The sequence below is a fragment of the Rhodococcus sp. PSBB066 genome (assembly GCF_017068255.1).
Taxonomy (GTDB): Bacteria; Actinomycetota; Actinomycetes; order Mycobacteriales; family Mycobacteriaceae; genus Rhodococcus; species Rhodococcus aetherivorans.
In genome coordinates this window covers 4,847,302-4,865,912 of sequence record NZ_CP070859.1, presented here as the reverse complement: position 1 = coordinate 4,865,912, position 18,611 = coordinate 4,847,302, and the positions used below count along the sequence as shown (strand labels likewise).

General features: G+C 72.0%; 12 protein-coding genes and 1 pseudogene. 6 read left to right on the top strand and 7 right to left on the bottom strand.

Going from position 1 to position 18,611, the window contains the following annotated elements:
• Positions 1 to 126 precede the first annotated feature (126 nt).
• Positions 127 to 978, top strand: coding sequence for a hypothetical protein (locus JYA75_RS22095; protein WP_239010477.1), 852 nt, complete (start codon positions 127 to 129; stop codon positions 976 to 978).
• Between the two features lie 115 nt (positions 979 to 1,093).
• Complete coding sequence (locus tag JYA75_RS22090) at positions 1,094 to 2,278, top strand: thiolase family protein (RefSeq protein WP_029542831.1); 1,185 nt, start codon at positions 1,094 to 1,096, stop codon at positions 2,276 to 2,278.
• Between the two features lie 63 nt (positions 2,279 to 2,341).
• On the opposite strand, the gene JYA75_RS22085 is transcribed toward JYA75_RS22090, so the two are convergent.
• Positions 2,342 to 3,898 (bottom strand): long-chain-fatty-acid--CoA ligase, encoded by a 1,557-nt coding sequence (locus JYA75_RS22085; protein WP_203329329.1) that lies wholly within the window; start codon positions 3,896 to 3,898, stop codon positions 2,342 to 2,344.
• Between the two features lie 129 nt (positions 3,899 to 4,027).
• Complete coding sequence (locus tag JYA75_RS22080) at positions 4,028 to 5,320, bottom strand: hypothetical protein (protein WP_203329328.1); 1,293 nt, start codon at positions 5,318 to 5,320, stop codon at positions 4,028 to 4,030.
• 175 nt (positions 5,321 to 5,495) lie between these two features.
• Between JYA75_RS22080 and JYA75_RS22075 the strand changes: the two genes are divergently transcribed.
• Positions 5,496 to 5,990 (top strand): MarR family winged helix-turn-helix transcriptional regulator, encoded by a 495-nt coding sequence (locus JYA75_RS22075; protein ID WP_006939453.1) that lies wholly within the window; start codon positions 5,496 to 5,498, stop codon positions 5,988 to 5,990.
• Positions 5,983 to 7,773: a long-chain fatty acid--CoA ligase gene (locus tag JYA75_RS22070; protein WP_006939451.1), complete on the top strand. Its 1,791-nt coding sequence runs from the start codon at positions 5,983 to 5,985 to the stop codon at positions 7,771 to 7,773. The genes JYA75_RS22075 and JYA75_RS22070 overlap by 8 nt, the downstream gene beginning before the upstream one ends.
• Positions 7,774 to 7,820: 47 nt before the next feature.
• Here the strand turns inward: JYA75_RS22070 and malQ are convergent, their stop codons facing one another.
• The 3 genes and pseudogenes from malQ to JYA75_RS22055 form a co-directional block, all read right to left on the bottom strand.
• Positions 7,821 to 9,956, bottom strand: coding sequence for a 4-alpha-glucanotransferase (malQ, locus tag JYA75_RS22065; protein ID WP_161994620.1), 2,136 nt, complete (start codon positions 9,954 to 9,956; stop codon positions 7,821 to 7,823).
• A 469-nt stretch (positions 9,957 to 10,425) separates the two neighbouring features.
• Positions 10,426 to 10,635, bottom strand: a pseudogene (locus JYA75_RS28900) (response regulator); the annotation flags it as partial.
• Between the two features lie 32 nt (positions 10,636 to 10,667).
• A complete protein-coding gene (locus JYA75_RS22055) occupies positions 10,668 to 12,434 on the bottom strand; it encodes an ATP-binding protein (RefSeq protein WP_230304451.1) in 1,767 nt (588 codons plus the stop codon).
• A gap of 268 nt (positions 12,435 to 12,702) precedes the next feature.
• On the opposite strand from JYA75_RS22055, the gene JYA75_RS22050 reads away from it, so the two are divergent.
• Complete coding sequence (locus tag JYA75_RS22050; RefSeq protein WP_006939444.1) at positions 12,703 to 14,355, top strand: protein kinase; 1,653 nt, start codon at positions 12,703 to 12,705, stop codon at positions 14,353 to 14,355.
• A gap of 84 nt (positions 14,356 to 14,439) precedes the next feature.
• Here JYA75_RS22050 and JYA75_RS22045 read toward each other — a convergent pair whose 3' ends face one another.
• Together JYA75_RS22045 and JYA75_RS22040 are read right to left on the bottom strand one after the other, a co-directional pair.
• Positions 14,440 to 15,825: a hypothetical protein gene (locus tag JYA75_RS22045; RefSeq protein ID WP_043797245.1), complete on the bottom strand. Its 1,386-nt coding sequence runs from the start codon at positions 15,823 to 15,825 to the stop codon at positions 14,440 to 14,442.
• A 134-nt stretch (positions 15,826 to 15,959) separates the two neighbouring features.
• On the bottom strand, positions 15,960 to 16,955 hold the full coding sequence (locus JYA75_RS22040) for an alpha/beta hydrolase (RefSeq protein WP_203329326.1): 996 nt from the start codon (positions 16,953 to 16,955) through the stop codon (positions 15,960 to 15,962).
• 291 nt (positions 16,956 to 17,246) lie between these two features.
• Between JYA75_RS22040 and JYA75_RS22035 the strand changes: the two genes are divergently transcribed.
• Positions 17,247 to 18,608, top strand: coding sequence for a wax ester/triacylglycerol synthase family O-acyltransferase (locus tag JYA75_RS22035; RefSeq protein ID WP_203329325.1), 1,362 nt, complete (start codon positions 17,247 to 17,249; stop codon positions 18,606 to 18,608).
• Positions 18,609 to 18,611: the final 3 nt, after the last annotated feature.

Here is an 18,611-nt window from a genome sequence, read left to right as displayed (position 1 = left end):
CCCCGGCGCGTGTCGTGAACCACAATCCGCAGGCCCTGCGGTAGCGTTCCCCACCTACCGGCAACCGGTCGGGGCGGTGGGATCCCCGGCGCTTCCGGAAGGGGAACTCAGTGGGACGGGTGTTTTGTGCACGGCACCGATGAAGACGAGTCCGACGCCGTGCCGCTGATCCGCCCGGAGGAATGGCCGTCCCCGAAGTTCAGCGCCCGGGTCGCCGCCGCGATCGCCCTCGCCGGCGTCGTGATCCTCGTCTCGCTCTGGCGGGCCTGGGATGCCGGGCAGGCGGGAGCCTGGGCGGTGACCCGGTTCTTCCTCATCCTGTCCGGCCTGATGGCCCTCACGGCGCTCTTCGGATACGTGTACTGGCGTCCGCGCCGCGGCGACCCCGAGATCCGGTTCGTGGAGTCGCGGGGCCGCGGGGCCACCGAGATCCGCGCTTCCGGCGCCGTCTTCCACCTGATGGGGGCGATGACGACGAGCGCGGCGTTGCTCTCGCTCGGCGCGGCCGTCGAGATAGTCCTGTTCGACGACGGCGTTCCGTGGGTGAGTGTGCTGCTCGCCGCCTTCGGGCTGCCCTGCGCGGCGTTCGTCGCGGAGGTGCTGCGCGGGGGGATCCGCCGAGGGGCGCTGCTGCTGACCCCGGACGGGATCCGGCAACGCGGCTGGACCATCGAGTCGTACCTGCCGTGGGTCTCGGTGGCCGGGGTGCACGCCGTCCATCACGGATTCCCCGAGATCTGGGTGCTGGGCACGCCGGCCGCCGCCTGGGCGCGACGACGGACCAGCCGGCTGTTCCGCCTGGACCGGTTGCCCCGCGAACCGGTGATCGAGGTCGACTCCCGCAAGTTCGACGGCGACCCGGTGCTGCTGTATCGGATGCTCGACTTCTACGCGAGAAATCCGCAGGCCCGGGCGGAGCTCGGGTCGGCCGCGGCGGCCGAGCGCGTGCACCGGGGCGACCTGAGCGACCCGGCCTGACGGCTGCCCGTCTTGCGCCGCAGTGCCACCCGACTGTGTTGCGGCTCACTGCTCCGGTATCGTCGTGGGCAAGAGATGGCACTCGGTGCCGTTCCTGCGAGAGATGGGACGTGAGATGAGCACTCCGGAACGGATCGTCATCGTCGACGGTGCGCGTACCCCGGTCGGCAGCTTCGGCGGCGCGTTCAAGGACGTACCGGCCCACGAACTCGGCGCGACCGCCGCGAAGGCGGCCCTGCAGCGCGCCGGCGTGGCGGCCGAGGACATCGACGAGGTCGTCATGGGCTGCATCGGGCAGGTCGGCCCGGATGCCTACAACGCGCGTCGGGTCGCGCTGGCGGCCGGGCTGCCGGTCTCGGTGCCGGCGTACACCGTCAACCGGCTGTGCGGCTCGGGCCTGCAGGCGATCTGGTCGGCGGCGATGCAGATGCGCTGGGGCGGGGTGGATCTGGCCCTGGCCGGCGGCGACGAGAACATGTCCCGCATGCCGTTCTACGACTTCGGCGCCCGCTCCGGCTACAAGCTGGGCGACCGCACCCTCGTCGACGGCACCGTCGGGATGCTCACCGACCCGTTCCACGGCATCCACATGGGCGTCACCGCCGAGAACGTCGCCCGCGAGTACGGCATCAGCCGCGAGGCGCAGGACGAGTTCGCCGTCGAATCCCAGCGCCGCGCGGCCACCGCCGCCGCCCGCGCCGCGTTCGCCGAGGAGATCACCCCCGTCGAGATCGGCGGCCGCAAGCCCACCGTCGTCACCACCGACGAGCACCCCAAGCCCGACACCACCGTCGAGACCCTCGCGAAGCTGCGCCCGGCATTTCAGAAGGACGGCACGGTCACCGCCGGCAACGCCTCGGGCATCAACGACGGCGCCGGCGTCGTCGTCCTCGCCCGCGAGTCCGTCGCGCAGGAACGGGACCTGGGTGGGCTCGCGGTGATCGAGTCCGTCGCCACCGCCGCGCTCGAGCCGGAGCTGATGGGCTACGCGCCGGTCCTGGCCCTGCAGAAGCTGTTCGAGCAGACCGGCACCACCCCGGCCGACATCGACACCGTCGAGCTGAACGAGGCGTTCGCCTCGCAGGCCGTCGCCGTGATCCGCGACGCCAAGCTCGACCCGGCCAAGACCAACCCGTACGGCGGGGCGATCGCCCTCGGTCACGCGGTCGGCGCGACCGGCGGCATCCTGACCCTGCGGGTGGCCAAGGACCTCGTGCGCCGCGACCTCGAACTCGGCATCGTCACCATGTGCATCGGCGGCGGCCAGGCCCTGGCCGCCCTGCTGCGCCGGGTGCGCTGAGCCGGGCCGCTCCGCGGCCGGTGCGTCCTTTGGGCTGCTGCAGCAGCCCAAAGGACGCACCGCTCAGATGGTCCGTTCGTGTCCGGCCCAGTAGGGGGCCCGCAGGGAGCGCTTGAGGATCTTCCCGGTGGGGTTGCGCGGCAGCATGTCGACGATGTCGATGGTCGCGGGGCACTTGAACTTCGCCAGGTGCCGGCGGGTGTAGTCGATGAGTTCCTGCTCGTCGGCCTTCTGGTCCGGGGCGAGCACCACCACCGCCTTGACCGTCTCGCCCCACTTCTCGTCCGGGACGCCGATGACCGCGACTTCGGCGACGGCCGGATGCTCGACGAGGACCCGCTCGACCTCCGGGCAGTACACGTTCTCGCCGCCGGTGATGATCATGTCCTTGAGCCGGTCCTCGATGAACACGAAGCCGCCGTCGTCGACCCGGCCCATGTCGCCGCTGCGCAGCCACCCGTCGGCCGTGATCGTCTCGGTCGTGGCGTCGGGCCGGTTCCAGTACCCGGGGGTGGTCTGCGCCGAGCGCCACCACAGTTCGCCGATCGCGCCCGGGGCCGCGTCCTCGCGCGTGGCCGGATCGACGATGCGCATCTCCACGCCGGGAATGGGGGTGCCGGCCGACGCCATCCGCGCCTCCTGCGCCGGATCGCGGTGCACCTCCGGCAGCAGCGCCGTGATCACCCCGGCGAGCTCGGTCATGCCGTACACCTGGACGAATTCGGTGTCCGGCCACGCGGCGAGCGCGCCGCGCAGCAGCGGCAGCGGCATCGGCGCGGCGCCGTAGGTGATGCGCTTGAGCCGGGAGAACGCCCCGATCGCGTGCGCTCCCGCGCCGAGGACGGCCGCTATTACCGGGGGCACCAGGAAGGCGATGTTCGCGCCGGCCGCGAGACCCGTGAACAGCGACGGCGCGTCGGCCTCCCGGGTGAACACGCACCGGCGGCCGTCGTGGATACCCATGATCGCGTAGCAGGTGCCGCCCACATGGAACAGCGGCATCGCCACCAGCAGGCAGTCACCCTCCGTGAACGGAAGCACCGCGAGCACGTCCTCGGAGTGCGCGAACAGGTTGCGGTGCGTCAGCTGCACACCCTTGGGCCGGCCGGTGGTGCCGGAACTGTAGAGCAGCAGCGCGGTGGTCTCGGGCGCGACGTCGGGCAGGGTCGCCGGTGCGGCCGCCGCGAGCCACGGCTCGAACTCGTCGTTCTCCCCGCCCACGACGACGATCTTCTGCACCGTGGACAGCCGGGGACGCAGCGACTCGATCTCCTGCGCGAATTCCGCTCCCACGAACAGGATCCGGGCGCGCGAGTCGTTGATCACGTAGTCGAGCTCGTCGCCGGCGAGCCGGAAGTTCGGGATGGCGTTCGCCGCGCCGAGCGCGGAGGCGGCGAAGGTGACCTCGAGGCACGCGAGGTTGTTCTTGTCGACGAATGCGACGGTGTCGCCGGGTCCGACGCCGTCGGCGGCGAGGGCGCCGGCGAGGTGGAGCAGTCGCTCGTGCCACTGCGCCCAGGTGTGGGTGCGGTCGAGGTACTGCACCGCGACCTCGTCCGGTTTGGTCTGCGCCCAGTGCGCGACGCGGTCGAGGATGACGGACGGGGCGGGGACGGACATGCGTGAGCCTCCTGGGGGAACAGGTGCCGCCGTGTGGCGGGTGTCACACAGGTTATTGCCGGCGGGGCGTGGCGTCTCGGAATCGGACGTATCGCCGCCGGGCGGGTCCCGTGGTCCGGCTCCGCGAGGTCAGGGCAGGCAGGCGGCGTAGCCGCCGGCCTCGAAGGTGGCGGTGTCGCAGTACGCGGCCCGCGGGTAGTAGGGCCCCATCGTCGCGGCCGGATCGCCGCCCTGTGCGGCCTGCACCGACTGCGGGTAGAACGCGTCGGCCGGCAGCATGTTCCGGTAGAGCAGAGTCTTCTTGGGGACCTCGGTCGAGCCCCACGGCAGCACCGTCACCGTCGGATCGGCCGTGGCGCGGGCGGGCACGTCCTGGGGCGCCGCGACGACGAAGGTGAACCAGCCCTCCGCGTCGGTCGCCGTCTCGAAGTCGGCCGCGCACGCGACCACCGGGTACGGGGTGACCTGGTCGTTCTGGCACATCGACCAGTACCGCACCTGGCGGCCGGGCGTGGTGACGGGTTCGCCGGCGCGGGTGTCGGGGAACGTGGGGGCCTTGCCGCGCACGACGAGGATCCGGCCCGGCTGGTACGTCAGCACGGAGCCGATGTACTTGTTGTCGCCGTTCGGGAACAACCCGGACGTGGTGGCCGGGCTGACGAAGGTCGCCTCGGGGTTGTTGCCGGGGAAGGCGCCGGACGCCGCGCCCTCGACGATGCGGTCGACGGCCGCCTCGGCGGCGCGCTCGACCGGTCCGCTGCCGTAGTCGGCGGGGTCGAAGTCGGAGCTGCACGTGGGCACCGGCACGGCGCGCCCACCCTGGTGCAGCGTCACGTCCGGTAGCGGGACCCCGCCGGTCGGGGAGGCCGGGTCGTCGGGCACATAGACCCGGACGATGAGGAATCCGGCCGGTGCGGTGGGCGACCCGCCGGTGGGCAGCGCGCCGATCTCGTTGCGGGCGTGGTCGGCCGGACCGGTGACGACGGTGGCGCTCCAGCGCCGGGCCGAGGCGGGCAGCCCCTCGGCGGCCGCGTCCGCGAACGGGTTCCCGCTGCCCGGATCGGGTGCGATCTGTGCGTCGCGCAGGGTGTCGACCGTGTCGAAGTTCGTTCCGTAGGTGTTGAGCGAGAAGTACCGGGCCGCCGGATAGGTGCCGTGCAGTTCGATGCTGTCGCCCGGGGCCAGCGCGTACGGCAGCACCCAGTAGGTGGCATCGACGTCGGGGAACGCGATGTCCAGCACGGTCGAGTCGGACCGGAACTGCCACGCGCACGAGCCGACGGGTTCCTGGGCCGCGGAGGTCGCGGGCGTCAGCAGTGCGTGCGCCGCCGCGAGCAGGCCGACGAGCACGGCGGTCCGTCGCCGGCCGCGCACGACCGTCGCAGGATCGGGTTCGGCCGTCGAACGATCGGGTGCGGCCACGGGAACTCCTTCGCCGGGGGCCTGGTCCTGTCGCATCATCTGTACCGGAAACGGGCAGGCCGGGCCTGCGGTTCGGGGAAATTCGCGATCGACGCCGTGCGTCTCGGCGCGTCTGTGCGGTGCCGCGGGGAGAGGCGATTGGGGTGTCGAGCGGCACAGGGCTTACAGTTGCGTCGTGCAACACAAGCGGGAGGTTGCGGCGCAGTCCGCAGCGGCCGGTGTATCCGAGGTATACGACGAGTTCGTGTACCTGATTCGCCATCTCACAGCGGGGGAGCGCGCCCACGACGACGTGCTCTCGCTGGCGCAGCATTCGATGCTCGGCTTCATCGACCGCAACCCGGGCTGCCGAGCCACCGACATCTCGGATGCGTTCAGCGTGAATCGGTCGACCGTCTCCCGTCAGCTGCGCAGCTGCATCGACGCCGGGCTGGTCCAGGCGCAGGCCGGACCCACCCGGCTCGGCCACCCGCTCCGGCTCACCGACCGGGGCCGCGAGACCCTCGCCCGCACCGTCGCCGGACGTCACGACGAGATCCGCGCGGCGCTGACCGGCTGGGGCCAGGACGACATCGATCGGTTCGTCGACATGCTGCGCCGCTTCCGCCAGGGAGTGGAACACCGGTCCACTGCCCGCCCCGACCACAACGAGGGAGACGCTCGTGCGTGAGTACACCACCCCCGCCCAGTTCACCGTCGGCGACGACGAATCGGTCGTCCGCACGGTCTTCACGCACGCGGAGAAGACTCCGCACCGCGTGATGTACTCCCGCCCGGAGGGAGAGGACTGGGTCGCCGTCACCGCACGGCAATTCGCCGAGCAGGTCTCGGGGGTCGCCAAGGGCCTCGTCGCGGCGGGCGTGCAGCCCGGCGACCGGGTGGCCCTGCTGTCGGCCACCCGCTACGAGTGGGCGCTGTTCGACTACGCCATCTGGGCCGCCGGCGCCGCCACGGTGCCGATCTACGACTCCTCGTCCACCGAGCAGATCCGCTGGATCCTGCAGGACTCCGAGGCGGTCGTTGCCGTCGTCGAGACCGCGCGCCACGAGGCGCTGTTCGTCGACATGCCGGACACCCTGCGCCGCACGCTGCGGATCGAGGGCGGCGCCGTGGAGACGCTGATCGCCGAGGGCGCCGGCGTCGACGACGCCCAGCTGCAGGCCCGCCTCGACGGCATCCGCGCCGACGACCTCGCCTCGCTGGTGTACACCTCGGGCACCACCGGCCGGCCCAAGGGCTGCATGCTGACCCACCGCAACTTCTACAGCGAGGTCCGCGGCATCCTGACCGCCTCGATCGGTGAGGTGGCCAAGCCGGGCAGCCGGGTGCTGACCTTCCTGCCGCTCGCGCACGTGCTGGCCCGTGCCGTCTCGCTGGCCGTCTTCGAAGGCGGTGCGGCGCAGGCGCACTGGTCGGACTTCGGCACGATCTCCGCCCAGTTCGAGCGCTACGCCCCGAACACCATCCTCGGCGTGCCGCGCGTCTTCGAGAAGGTGCGCGACGCCGCCGCGCGCAAGGCTGCGGCCGGTGGCAGGTTCAACGCGGCGATCTTCGCGTTCGCCGAGGAGACCGCCATCGCCTACAGCGAGTCGCTCGACCACGGCGGTCCGTCGTTCGTGCTCAAGGCCAAGCGCAACATGGCCGACAAGCTCGTCTACGCCAAGCTGCGGCAGGCGATGGGCGGCGAGTGCTGGTTCGCGATCTCCGGTGGTGGCGCCCTGAGTCCCCGTCTCGGCCACTTCTTCCGCGGCGTCGGCGTCCCGATCTACGAGGGCTACGGCCTGACCGAGAGCACCGCCGCGCACAGCGTGAACGTGCCCGGCGCCCAGAAGATCGGCACCGTCGGCCAGCCCATGGGCGGCAACAGCACCCGCATCGCCGACGACGGTGAGATCGAGCTGCGCGGCGGGGTCGTGTTCCAGGGCTACTGGCGCAACGAGAAGGCCACCGCCGAGGCCTTCCACGACGGCTGGTTCCGCACCGGCGATCTCGGCGAGATCGACGAGGACGGCTACGTGAGCATCACCGGCCGCAAGAAGGACCTCATCATCACCGCTGGCGGCAAGAACGTCTCGCCCGGGCCGCTCGAGGACCGGATGCGCTCGCACACGCTCGTCTCGCAGGCCGTGGTCGTCGGCGACGGGCGCAGCTTCATCACCGCGCTGCTCACCGTCGACCCCGAAGTGCTCGACAACTGGAAGGCCGAGAACGGGAAGGCGCCGACGGCCACCATCGCCGACCTGCGGCACGACCCGGCGCTGCACGACGCGCTGCAGTCCATCGTGGACGACGCCAACTCGATGGTCTCCCACGCCGAGGCCATCAAGAAGTTCGTCATCCTAGACCGGGACCTCACCGAGGAGACCGGTGAGCTGACGCCGACGCTGAAGATCAAGCGCAACGTCGTGACCGAGCGCTTCGCCGCCGACATCGAGAGCATGTACGCGAAGTGACGCGCGGCCGGCCGCCGGGTTCGGAACCCGGCGGCCGGCCGAGACGCTCAGGCCTCGTCGGCTGCGGAGGGATCCGGGGCCGGCGCCACAGCGGCGAGCAGGGCCGCGAACCGCTCGTTGCCGGGCAGATCGTCGAGCAGTACGGTCCTGCCCTTCTCGTCGGCCAGCGGGATCCGCCAGTTGGGGTACTCGTCGGTCGTGCCCGGCTGATTCTGGCTGCGCCGCTCACCGACCGCGTCGGCCAGCGACACCCCGATCAGCGCCGACGGGCTCGCCGCGACGAACCGGTGCAGTGCCTCGACGGTCCGCTGCTCGTCGGCGACCTCGTCGAGCAGTCCGCGCTCCCGCAGCACCGCCAGCACGGCGTCGCGTTCGGCGGCCGCATCAGCGGCCTCGGTCTCCAGGTCCCGTTCGAGCAGACCCAGCTCGGACCGCAGCGTGATGTGTTCTCCGGCAAGGAAACCCGCCGTCGGTGGCAGGTCGTGCGTGGTGACCGACGTCAGGCACAGCTCCCGGTAGCTCTCCGGGGGCCGGGGGTCGTCGCCGTCGCGCTCGAACCACAGGATCGACGTCCCGGCGATGCCGCGGCGGGACAGGTACTCCTGCACCCAGCTCTCGAACACGCCGAGGTCCTCGCCGATCAGCACGGCGTCGGCCCGGTGCGCCTCGAGCGCCAGGATCCCGATGAGGGCCTCGTGGTCGTACGTGACGTACGTGCCCTGATCGGGCGTGCAGCCCTCGGGAATCCACCAGGTGCGGAACAGGCCCAGGATGTGGTCCACCCGCAGGCCGCCGGCGTGGCGCAGCGCGGTGCGCACCACGTCGCGGTAGGGCCGGTAGCCGAGCTCCGCGAGCCGGACCGGATGCCAGGGCGGCTGGGTCCAGTCCTGACCCTGCCGGTTGAAGTCGTCCGGCGGCGCACCGACCGTCATGTCGCGGATCAGGGCGTCGCCGAGCGTCCAGGCGTCGGCGCCGTCGGGACGGACACCCACCGCGAGGTCGTGCACGATGCCGACGTCCATGCCGGCGGCACGCGCCGCGGACTGCGCCTCGGCGAGCTGCTCGTCGCACAGCCACTGCAACCAGCAGTGGAACTCGATGCGCTCGGCCAGCTTGGTGCGCTGCCGCGCGACGTACGGCGCGTCGGGGGTCGCCGCCAGGGTCTCCCAGCGGGCGCTGCGATCGCCGAACTTCTCGCTGAGCGCGCACCACAACGCGAAGTCGGTCAGCGCGTCCCCGCCCGCGGCGCGGAACGCGTCGAACTCCGCCTGCCGCGCCGGGCTGCGCGGCACCCGGAACACGTGCCCGAGCACGTCCAGCTTGGCCCGGAACGCGGCGTCCCGGTCGATGCGCTTGTCCTTGCGGTTCGACTTGGCGAACTTCCCGGCGTACGCCTCGAGCGTCTTGCGGTGCTTGCGCGGCAGGAACGCCGCCTCGCGGATGTTCTCCACCCGCAGATAGATCGGGTGGACGAACCGCCGCGAGCTCGGCAGGTACGGCGACGGCTCGAGCGGCGGCTCCGGCTCGCCCGCGTGGACGGGATTGACGAGCACGAAGTCACCGCCGTCCACCGAGGCGGTGATCGCGGCGAGGTCCGCCAGGTCCGCGAAGTCGCCGACGCCCCACGACCGCTTCGACCGCACCGAGTACAACTGCGCGGCCAGGCCCCGGCGACGTCGCTCGAGGAGCCGGTCGGCGGTGCCGAGACGCGCGGGTGTCACCACCAGGGTGGTCTCGGCCTCGGTGTCGTCGCTGCGGGCGTGCAGGGTGTGCCACCCGAGCGGCAGGTCCGGGACGGCGAACGTCGCGCGGCCGACGAGCCGGCCGTCGACCTCCCGCGGATCGACCCACACGTCGCGCTGCGCGACGTCGACGACGTCGCCGTCCTCGGTGCGCACCTGCACCTGCACCGCAGTGCCGTGGGGCACGTGCACGGGGAAGGTGCGCTCCTCGCCCTGCACGACCACCAGGACGGGTGGCAGCATGCGCCGCCACGGCTCGTTCGGCAGATCCGCGAGGACGGCGTCGATCTCCGCCTCGGTGCCCGCGGACACGCCCAGCGAGGCCAGGACCCGGCGCAACGTGTCGTCGCTCGCGTAGTGGTCCTGCTTGTCCCACCCCACATACGAGGTGGCGATCCCGAATTGCTCGGCCAGTTCCCGCAGCTTCACCGTCGATGTCACGACACCCGATCATGCCAGGTCGCGGACCACTCGGCAGACCCGGCGATGTCAGTTGCGGACTGCGGGGCCGAGGTAGGCGAGCACGGCCAGGACGCGGTGGTGGCCGTCGGGTTCGGGGGGCAGACCGAGCTTGTCGAAGACGGCGCGCACGTGCGCGCCGACGGTGCGTTCCCCGAGGGACAGGGCCGCTCCGATCGCCCGGTCCGAACGGCCTTCGATCAGGAGGGTGAGGACCTCCCGTTCCCGGGGGGGACAGTTCGTCGAGGGCCACCCGGTCGCGGTGCGGCCGCGAGACCAACCGGCCGACCACGTCGGGATCGATCGCCGTTCCGCCCGCCGCGACGCGGTGCAGCGAGCCGAGGAACCCGTCGATGTCGGAGAGGCGGTCCTTGAGCAGATATCCCAGACCGGCCGTCCCGCCGGCGAAGACGTTCATGACGTTCTCGGTTTCCACGTACTGGGACAGCAGCAGCACGGCGGTGCCCGGGAAGCACCGGCGAATGGTGAGGGCGGCCTCGATGCCCTCGGTGGTGTGGGTGGGAGGCATCCGGATGTCGACGACGGCGAGGTCCGGGCGCTGCTCGCCGACCAGCCGCAGCAGGGCCTGCGCGTCCGCGGCCTGGCCGACCACCTCGATTCCCTCGTCGTGCAGCAGGCCGGCGATCCCCTCGCGGAGCACCGCGGAGTCGTCGGCGAGCACCACCCGGAGGTTCACGACGGCTCCCCGGATGTCCCGGTGGTGAGGGGAAGGGACAGCGTCAGCGTCGTTCCGCCCCCCACGGGACTGTGCACGGTGAGCACCCCACCGAGGGCCGTGGCCCGGTCCGCCAGTCCGCTCAACCCACCGCCGGCGGTCAGCGTCGCACCGCCGCACCCGTCGTCGGTGACGACCATCCGCAGCATCCCGCCGTCCCGGCGAAGGTCGATCTCGATGTGGGTGGCGCCGGAGTGCTTGGTGGCGTTGGCCACCGCCTCGGCGGCGATGAAGTAGGCGGCGAGTTCGACAGAGGCGGGAGCCCGCACGGTGAGGGTGTCGACGATCTCCACCGGCAGCGGCGCGCGCTCGGCCAGGGCGGTCAGCGCGGCGGCGAGCCCGTGTTCCTGCAGCACCGGGGGATAGACACCCCGGGCCAGTTCCCGCAGTTCCACCAGCGCCGAGTCCAGTTCGGCCGTGCCCTCGTCGAGCAGCTCCTGCTTGCGCTCCGGCTGGGATGCCCGCTGCGCACGCCGCAACAGGATCGTCGCGGCAACCAGGCGTTGCTGCGCACCGTCGTGCAGGTTGCGTTCGAGCCGCCGCCGTTGGGCGTCCCCGGCGGCGACGATCCGCTCCCGGGACCGGCGGACCTCGGCGAGCTGAGCCTGCAACTCGGACTGGAGGCGCTGGTTGTCCAGCGCGAGGGTCGCGGCGCTGCGCACCGCCGCGAGCAGTTGCGGCTGATGTCGCAGCGACCGGTCGTACACCAGCGCTCCGACCGGGACGCCGTCGCGTTCGAGGACGGTCGCCGCGCGGGGGTCGTCGTCGTCCGGCAGGCTCTGCGGCTGCCCGTTCGCGTCGAGATAGCTGTTCCACTGTGGTGACCACGACCACAGGATCAGGCCGGGGTCGCGCAGTGCCTTGCGCAGCGCGTGGACGAACTCGTCCCCGAGCGGGGCCGCACCGACCTCGATCATCACGTCGCTGACCGCGCTGCGCGCGACCCGGTAGCGCCACAACCCGACCAGCACCGCCACCGGAAACAGCGCGGTCGCCAGATAGCTCAGGTAGGCCGTCCACACGTTCCCCACGCCGGAAGACCGCGCCGTGACCAGCCCCGTTCCGATCACCGTGGCGAATCCGAGAATGCCGGCGATCCACAGGGGCGCGAACGCGGCCCGGTAGGCCGGGGACCCCGACCGCCAGCGGGCCAGCAGCACGCCGATCACGACCACACTGATGCCGATGGCAATTGCGCCGAAGACGAGCTGCAGCCCCCTGAAGATCGCCGGGTCGTCCCGGACCAGCAGCAGGTTGGGCGCGGTGAAGCGTTCTGTGCCGACCATCACGGAGGGGTTGTAGAACATCAGATCGAGCAGGACCGAGACCAGGAAGTACACATAGCAGCCCCCGACGAACCACCGTTCCCACCGCCGGTTCAATCGCCCCGTCGGAAAACCGAGCAGGATATGGATCAGCACCGGGAGATACATCACCGTCAGCGCCGCGCCCACGGTGAAGACGACCGGGTTGCGTGACGCACCGCCCCCCTTCACCAGCCACAGCACCCCGGCCAGCACCATCAGCCGTCCCGTGTTGTCGTCCGGGCGGCTCCGCCACGCGATGATGCCCGCCGCGACGAAGGCGACGCCGACCGCGGGGAAGGCGACCAGTTCCGCCGGGCCGACGGGCGGACCGCCGGGCCAATCGAGCGACACCACCACCACCGCGACCACCAGCAGGGTGGTCACGGCGACGATGGCCGGCACTGTTCGACGACTCACGACGAGGCCTCCGATCCTCGCTCCCAGCATCTCGCTCCCGGCCCCGCCGGACCACCGTGCTGGCACTGTTCGACCATCTCGGCCGTCACGTGATTCGGCGGCAGCGCCTGCACGGAGATCCGTACCGTGCCTGCACGGAGCCCCGGCCGGTGTCTGCACGGTGCGCTCCGCGCCGGACCGGCGCCAGGTCGGCGGACAACCGCGCGCCGCAGCGGTTCCGCCGACGATCCCCGAGGGGTTGAATAGAGGAGGTGGGCCGCTTCGGGAGGTGGTGGCGGTGACGGGGAACGGGGCTCCCGGGCCGGGTTCGGTGTTTGCCGGGTACACCATCGAGCGGCTGCTCGGCGCGGGCGGCATGGGTTCGATCTACCTGGCGCAGCACCCGCACCTGCCGCGCAAGGTGGCCCTCAAACTCCTCCACCCCGCCCTGACCGCCGACGACAGCGTCAAGGCCCGCTTCGAACTCGAGGCCGACCATGCCGCGCGCCTCGAGCACGCCAACATCGTCCAGGTCTACGACCGCGGCTGCGAGGACGGCCGGCTCTGGATCGCCATGCAGTACGTCCCCGGCACCAACGCCGCCGCGCTGCTCGGCCACGGGCCCGTCCCGCCCGAGCGGGCAGTCCACATCGTCTCCGAGATCGGCAAGGCCCTCGACTACGCCCACCAGGCCGGGGTGCTGCACCGGGACGTGAAGCCGACGAACATCCTGCTCGCCGAACCCGCCGGCCCGGGCGAACCCGAACGGGTCCTGCTCACCGATTTCGGCATCGCCAAGGCCCTCGACGAGGCGGGCGGGCTCACCCGCACGGGGATGTTCGTCGGCAGCCTGCAGAATGCCGCACCCGAGCAGTTCGACACCACCGCCGCGCTCGACCACCGCACCGACATCTACTCGCTCGGCTGCACCCTCTACCACCTGCTCACCGGCCGGCCCCCGTATTCCGGCGACACCCTGGCGAAGCTGTGGCACGGGCATGTCCGCAGCCCGATACCCCGGCCGAGCGAGGCCCGGCCCGACCTGCCGAAGGCGTTCGACGCCGTCGTCGCGGGTGCCCTCGCGAAGGACCGCAACGACCGCTACGACACCTGCAGGGAACTCACCGCCGCCGCCCGGAACGCCCTCACGTCCGAGACCACGACCACCGTCCCCGCGCCGGCAGCCGACGACACCCTGGCCCGGACGGTGGCGGTGGACGCCGCGTCACCGAGCAGGGTCGCCGCGACGCGGCGCGCGACGCGGCGCGGCGACAGCGCGGCACCCCTGCGGGTGGTGCTCGCCGACGACTCCGTGCTGCTGCGCGAGGGTATCGCCCGGCTGCTGTGCGACGAGGGGATCGACGTCGTCGGCGAGGCCGGCGACGCCGCCACCCTGCTCGGTCTCGTCGCCGACGAGCGGCCCGACGTCGCCGTCGTCGACATCCGGATGCCGCCGACCCACACCACCGAGGGAATCGTCGCCGCGGCGGCCATCCGTGCCGACCACCCGGACACCGCGGTGGTACTGCTGTCGCAGTACGTGGAAACCGACCACGTCATGAATCTGCTCGCCGACGGGGCCGCCGGCCTGGGCTACCTGCTCAAGGATCGGGTCGCCGACATCGACGAGTTCGTCGACACCCTGCACCGGGTCGCCGAGGGCGGCTCGGCCATCGACCCCAGCGTGGTGAGCCGGATGGTGGCCCGGCCCCACCGCGACAGCCGTCCCATCGACACGCTGTCCACCCGCGAACGCGAGGTCCTCAGCCTCATGGCCGAGGGCCGCTCGAACCGGGCGATCGGGGCGGCCCTGTTCCTCGGAGAACGCACCGTCGAGGCGCACGTCCGGGCGATCTTCCTCAAGCTCGGTCTGCACCCCGAACCCGAGGACCACCGACGCGTCCTGGCCGTGCTCAAGCATCTCGAGGCGACCACCCCGTGAACCACCCCGGCTGCCGAGGGCCACGCCGGGTGCCCGCGCTGCGGCCGCGCCGTCCCGCGGAAACGGCTCGCCCGCACGAGGTGCTCAGTCGGAGAGTTCGTCGAACAACGTCGGCTCGTCCGGGTTCTCGAACAGCTCGATCTGCTCGGGTGGGGACGGACGCGGCCGCCGCACGCGTGTCGTGGCGGTGCCCGCCGGGGGCACGAGCAGCCGCATCGCTGCGGTGAGCGAGCGGCAGGTCAGCTCCCACTCCTGCGCCTTCGCCTCGGCGCGGGCGATGCCGGCGCCGTCTCCGGCCGCGGCACGCCCCATCGCCTCGGCCTGCCAGCAGACCTGCGCGTCCACGCTCATCCGCAGGAAACGCAGCAGCTGGTCCGGTTCGTCGCCGGCCATGCGGGCCACCGTCCGGGTCTCGACCTCCGCCCGGCCGTCGAGATGGAGATCGCGCAGCGCCAGCAGCGTCGGCGGCAGGTCCTCCTCGGAGTCCGTCGTCCACGGCGGCAGCTCGTCCGGGGGCGGCGGCACACCGTCGTGGTCGGTCTCGTGCAGCAGCTCGCCGCCGAGGCGGGTGCCGAACGCCTCGTCCAGCCCCTCGAGGAACTGCGCGACGTGGTCGAGCGTGGTCAGCAGGTGGGCCGGCACGAACGGCGACGCGGGCAGGTGTGCCGCCACCGCGACCCGGTCCTCGACCAGCACGAACTTCAGGTGCGGCCACCGGCGGTTGAGGTCGGCGACGACCTCGGCGGCGCGGGTGCGCCCGGTGATGTTGTGGACGATCGGGGCGAACACGTCGACGGTGCGCTCGTGCGGCCCGACGCCGACGAACACGAGCAACCCCGCGACCCGCAACGCCAGGTCGCCGTCCTCGTCCCACAGCGGGACGTCGCCGATCCGCTCGCGCAGCGTCGACTCGATCAGCTCGCGCACGTGCTCCTCGCCCGCGGTCTCGACGGCGAGCGGAAGCGCGGCCGGCGGCGGCGTCTCCTCGGCGGGCGCGGGCAGGTCGAAGGCCGCCGCCCGGCCGGCGCCGAACGTCTCGGTGCGCAGGAACAGCGGATGCGGCACCCCCCACACCCGGCGCAGCGCCGTCACCGCGACGGCCGCGAGCTGGTCGGCCCACGCCGCGGGCCGGTCCATCCAGTAGGCCGGGGACCCGCCGTCCTCCGGGTCCTCCGGTCCCCGGGACGGTTCGCGCCAGCCGAGCTCGGCGAGCAGCGCCTCGTCGGCCGGGCGGAGGCGACGGTCGCCGCCGAGGTGGGCGTTGGACGGCACCTCGCACCGCACCTGGCCTGCACCCCACGCGTAGAACTGCACGCACGGTCCGGCGGGTCCGGACTCCTCCTCGACGAGCGGCTCGAGGAGCAGCCCGTCGCCGTCGCACATCGACGCCACGTGATCGGCGAGCCGTGCCCGGAACTCGCTCCAGGACCGGTCGACGTCGCGGTCGAATCGGCTCTCGGTGTCGGTCACGATCCGCCCCCCTTTCCCAGTGCTGCCGGACCAATCTGTGCCGGAGACACTAGTCGCGCCGTCCGACAGGTGCCCGGCTCGGCGCGGGTGGTGGTCGCCACGCGGCACCGGCGGGGTGGTCCGGTGGGGGAATCTCAGCCGACGCTGCGGACGAACGCTCCGATCGAATCGACGGCTCGCCCCGCCTCGGGCACGAGGCCCGCCGCGGCCTGGAAGACGTGCACCTGCCGTTCCCACACCTGCAGCTCGCAGGGCACGCCGGCGCCGGCGAGGCGCCGGGCCATCAGCTCGGCGTCCACGTACGTCATCTCCTCCGAGCCGGTCTGGATGAGGGTGGGCGGCATGGCGGTCAGGTCGGCGTCGACCGGTGACACCGCGCGCGGGCCCGGCCGGCCGGAGGCGGCGTCGATGCGGGCGATCACAGCGGCGAGGGCCGGAACGGCGCGGCGCGGGAACAGGGCACACCGGTACGAATTGGGATGTTCGAGCTTGCCGCGGGTGTCGAGGTCGGTCAGGGGCGAGAGCGCCACGTTGCCGGCCGGCCGGCCGAGACCGAGCCGCAGCGCCTCGAGCGTCACCTGGAAGGTGAGGAATCCGCCGGCGGAGTCGCCGGCCACCACGATTCGTTCCGTCGGGTAGCCGTGCGCGATCAGCCACCGCAGCCCCTCGATGCCGTCCTCGACCGCGCTCTCGATCGGGTGTCCCGGCAGCATGCGGTAGGCGACGCTGAGCACGGGTGCCCCGGCCGCCGACGAGATGCGGGAGACCATCTGCCGGTGGGTGGTCAGGCCGCACACCAGGAACGCGCCGCCGTGCAGGTAGAGGATCGCCGTGGCGCCGTCGGCTCCGGGGGCGGCGAGGAACTCGGCGTGGCAGGACGGCAGCCGGACCGGGTGCCGGTGCGTGCCGGGGACCGGCTTGAGGGGGAACGCCAGCCGGTCCACCACACCCGTCGGCCACGGCAGGTGCGGGGCGCGCGCCCACGCGTCGATGACCGGCTTGACGGTGCTGCGCACCGAGACGGTCAGCGCCTGCGACGGCAGGCTCACGCCGGCGACCTCGCGGCGGAGCACCGGCCGCGGCACGGGCGGATACGACAACGACGGATGGTTCGACGCGGTACTCGTCACCGGGACCTCCTCGTCCTCACCTGCTCGGACGGAGCCCTCTCGTCGACGGCTCCCGTCTTCTCTCTCGGCCCTTCTCCGAGGCGTTCGCGGCGTTCGTCCGGGTCGGTTGCCCGACAGTACGACGAGGAATCGCCGGGGCGAAGCATCGTGACTCGATGGAGACCGGACAAAGGGAACTCCGCAGGTCGTCGGCATGCCCGTTATCGATCCGGTACGGCCGTCCGGTCGCCGGACGTACCATCCATCCCAGCGTGCGACGGCGGACGAAAGGGGGCTGTCCCGGTGGGATACATGCCTGTGACCGACTCGATGTTCCTGATCGCCGAGTCGCGGGAGCGCCCGATGCACTTCGGCTCGCTCGAGCTGTTCACGCCGCCGCCCGACGCCGGTCCGGGATACGTCACCGACCTCTACAACCGGCTGGTCGCCGACGCGCAGGTCGACGAGCTGTTCCGCAAGCGCCCGGCCGACCCGGTGTCGAGCCTCGGCTACACCTGGTGGGCCGTGGACGACGAGATCGACCTCGAGTACCACGTCCGGCACTCGGCCCTGCCGGCGCCGGGCCGGATCCGTGAGTTGTTCACCCTCGTCTCGCGCCTGCACAGCGGCCTGCTCGACCGGCACCGGCCGCTGTGGGAGGCCTATCTGATCGAAGGGCTCGCCGACGGCCGGTTCGCCGTCTACACGAAGATGCATCACGCGCTGCTCGACGGGGTCTCGGGGCTGCGGCTGCTGCAGCGGACCTACACCCCCGATCCGAACGTGCGCGAATTCCCCGCGCCCTGGCACCTGCCGGCCCGCCCCAGCTCCGGCACCCGGGAGCAGGACTCGCTGTTCGCTGCGGTGCGCTCACTGGCCGGCGACGTGATCGGCGCGGCGCCCGTCGCGCTGCGGATCGCCCGGACCGTCCTCGGCGGGCGCCGCGTCGCGTTGCCGTACGAGGCACCGCGGTCGATGTTCAACGTTCCGATCGACGGGACGCGGCGCTTCGCGGCGCAGTCCTGGAGCCGCGAACGCATCACGCGGGTGCGGCAGGCGGCCGGGGTGTCGAGCAACGACGTCGTCGTCGCCATGTGCGCAGGTGCCCTCCGCGCCTACCTCCTCGAACAGCAGGACCTGCCCGATCTTCCGCTGATCGCGATGGTCCCGGTGTCGCTGCGAGCCAAGGACGCTCCCGATTCGGCCGCGGGCGGCAACAGCGTGGGGGTCACGCTGTGCAACCTCGGCACCCATCTCGAGGATCCACTCACCCGGCTCTCGACGGTCAGCGATTCGATGGCGGAGGGCAAGACCCTGTTCGCCGGGATGACGCCGCTGCAGGCGACGGTGTGGTCGGCGCTGAACGTCGCCGGGCTCGCGCTGGCACCGATCTCGGGCGCCGTCTCCCTGGCCCCGCCGCCGTTCAACCTCATCATCTCCAACGTGCCGGGACCGCGGGAGCGGGTGTACCGCAGCGGGTCCCGGCTCGACGGGATCTACCCGGTGTCGGTGGTGCTCAACGGCCAGGCACTCAACATCACGCTGACCACCACCGCCGACACCGTCGACTTCGGCGTCGTCGGATGCCGCCGCACGGTCCCCGGCCTGCAGCGGCTGCTCGGCCACCTCGAGGACGCCCTTGTGGAACTCGGGGTGGCACTTGACATTTCGTGATAG

What these genes read in the sequence shown, in the direction of transcription:
- JYA75_RS22090 (WP_029542831.1), top strand. Translation starts at nt 1,094, where the DNA reads ATGAGCACTCCGGAACGGATCGTCATCGTCGACGGTGCGCGTACCCCG.
- JYA75_RS22085 (WP_203329329.1), bottom strand. Translation starts at nt 3,898, where the DNA reads ATGTCCGTCCCCGCCCCGTCCGTCATCCTCGACCGCGTCGCGCACTGG.
- JYA75_RS22035 (WP_203329325.1), top strand. Translation starts at nt 17,247, where the DNA reads ATGCCTGTGACCGACTCGATGTTCCTGATCGCCGAGTCGCGGGAGCGC.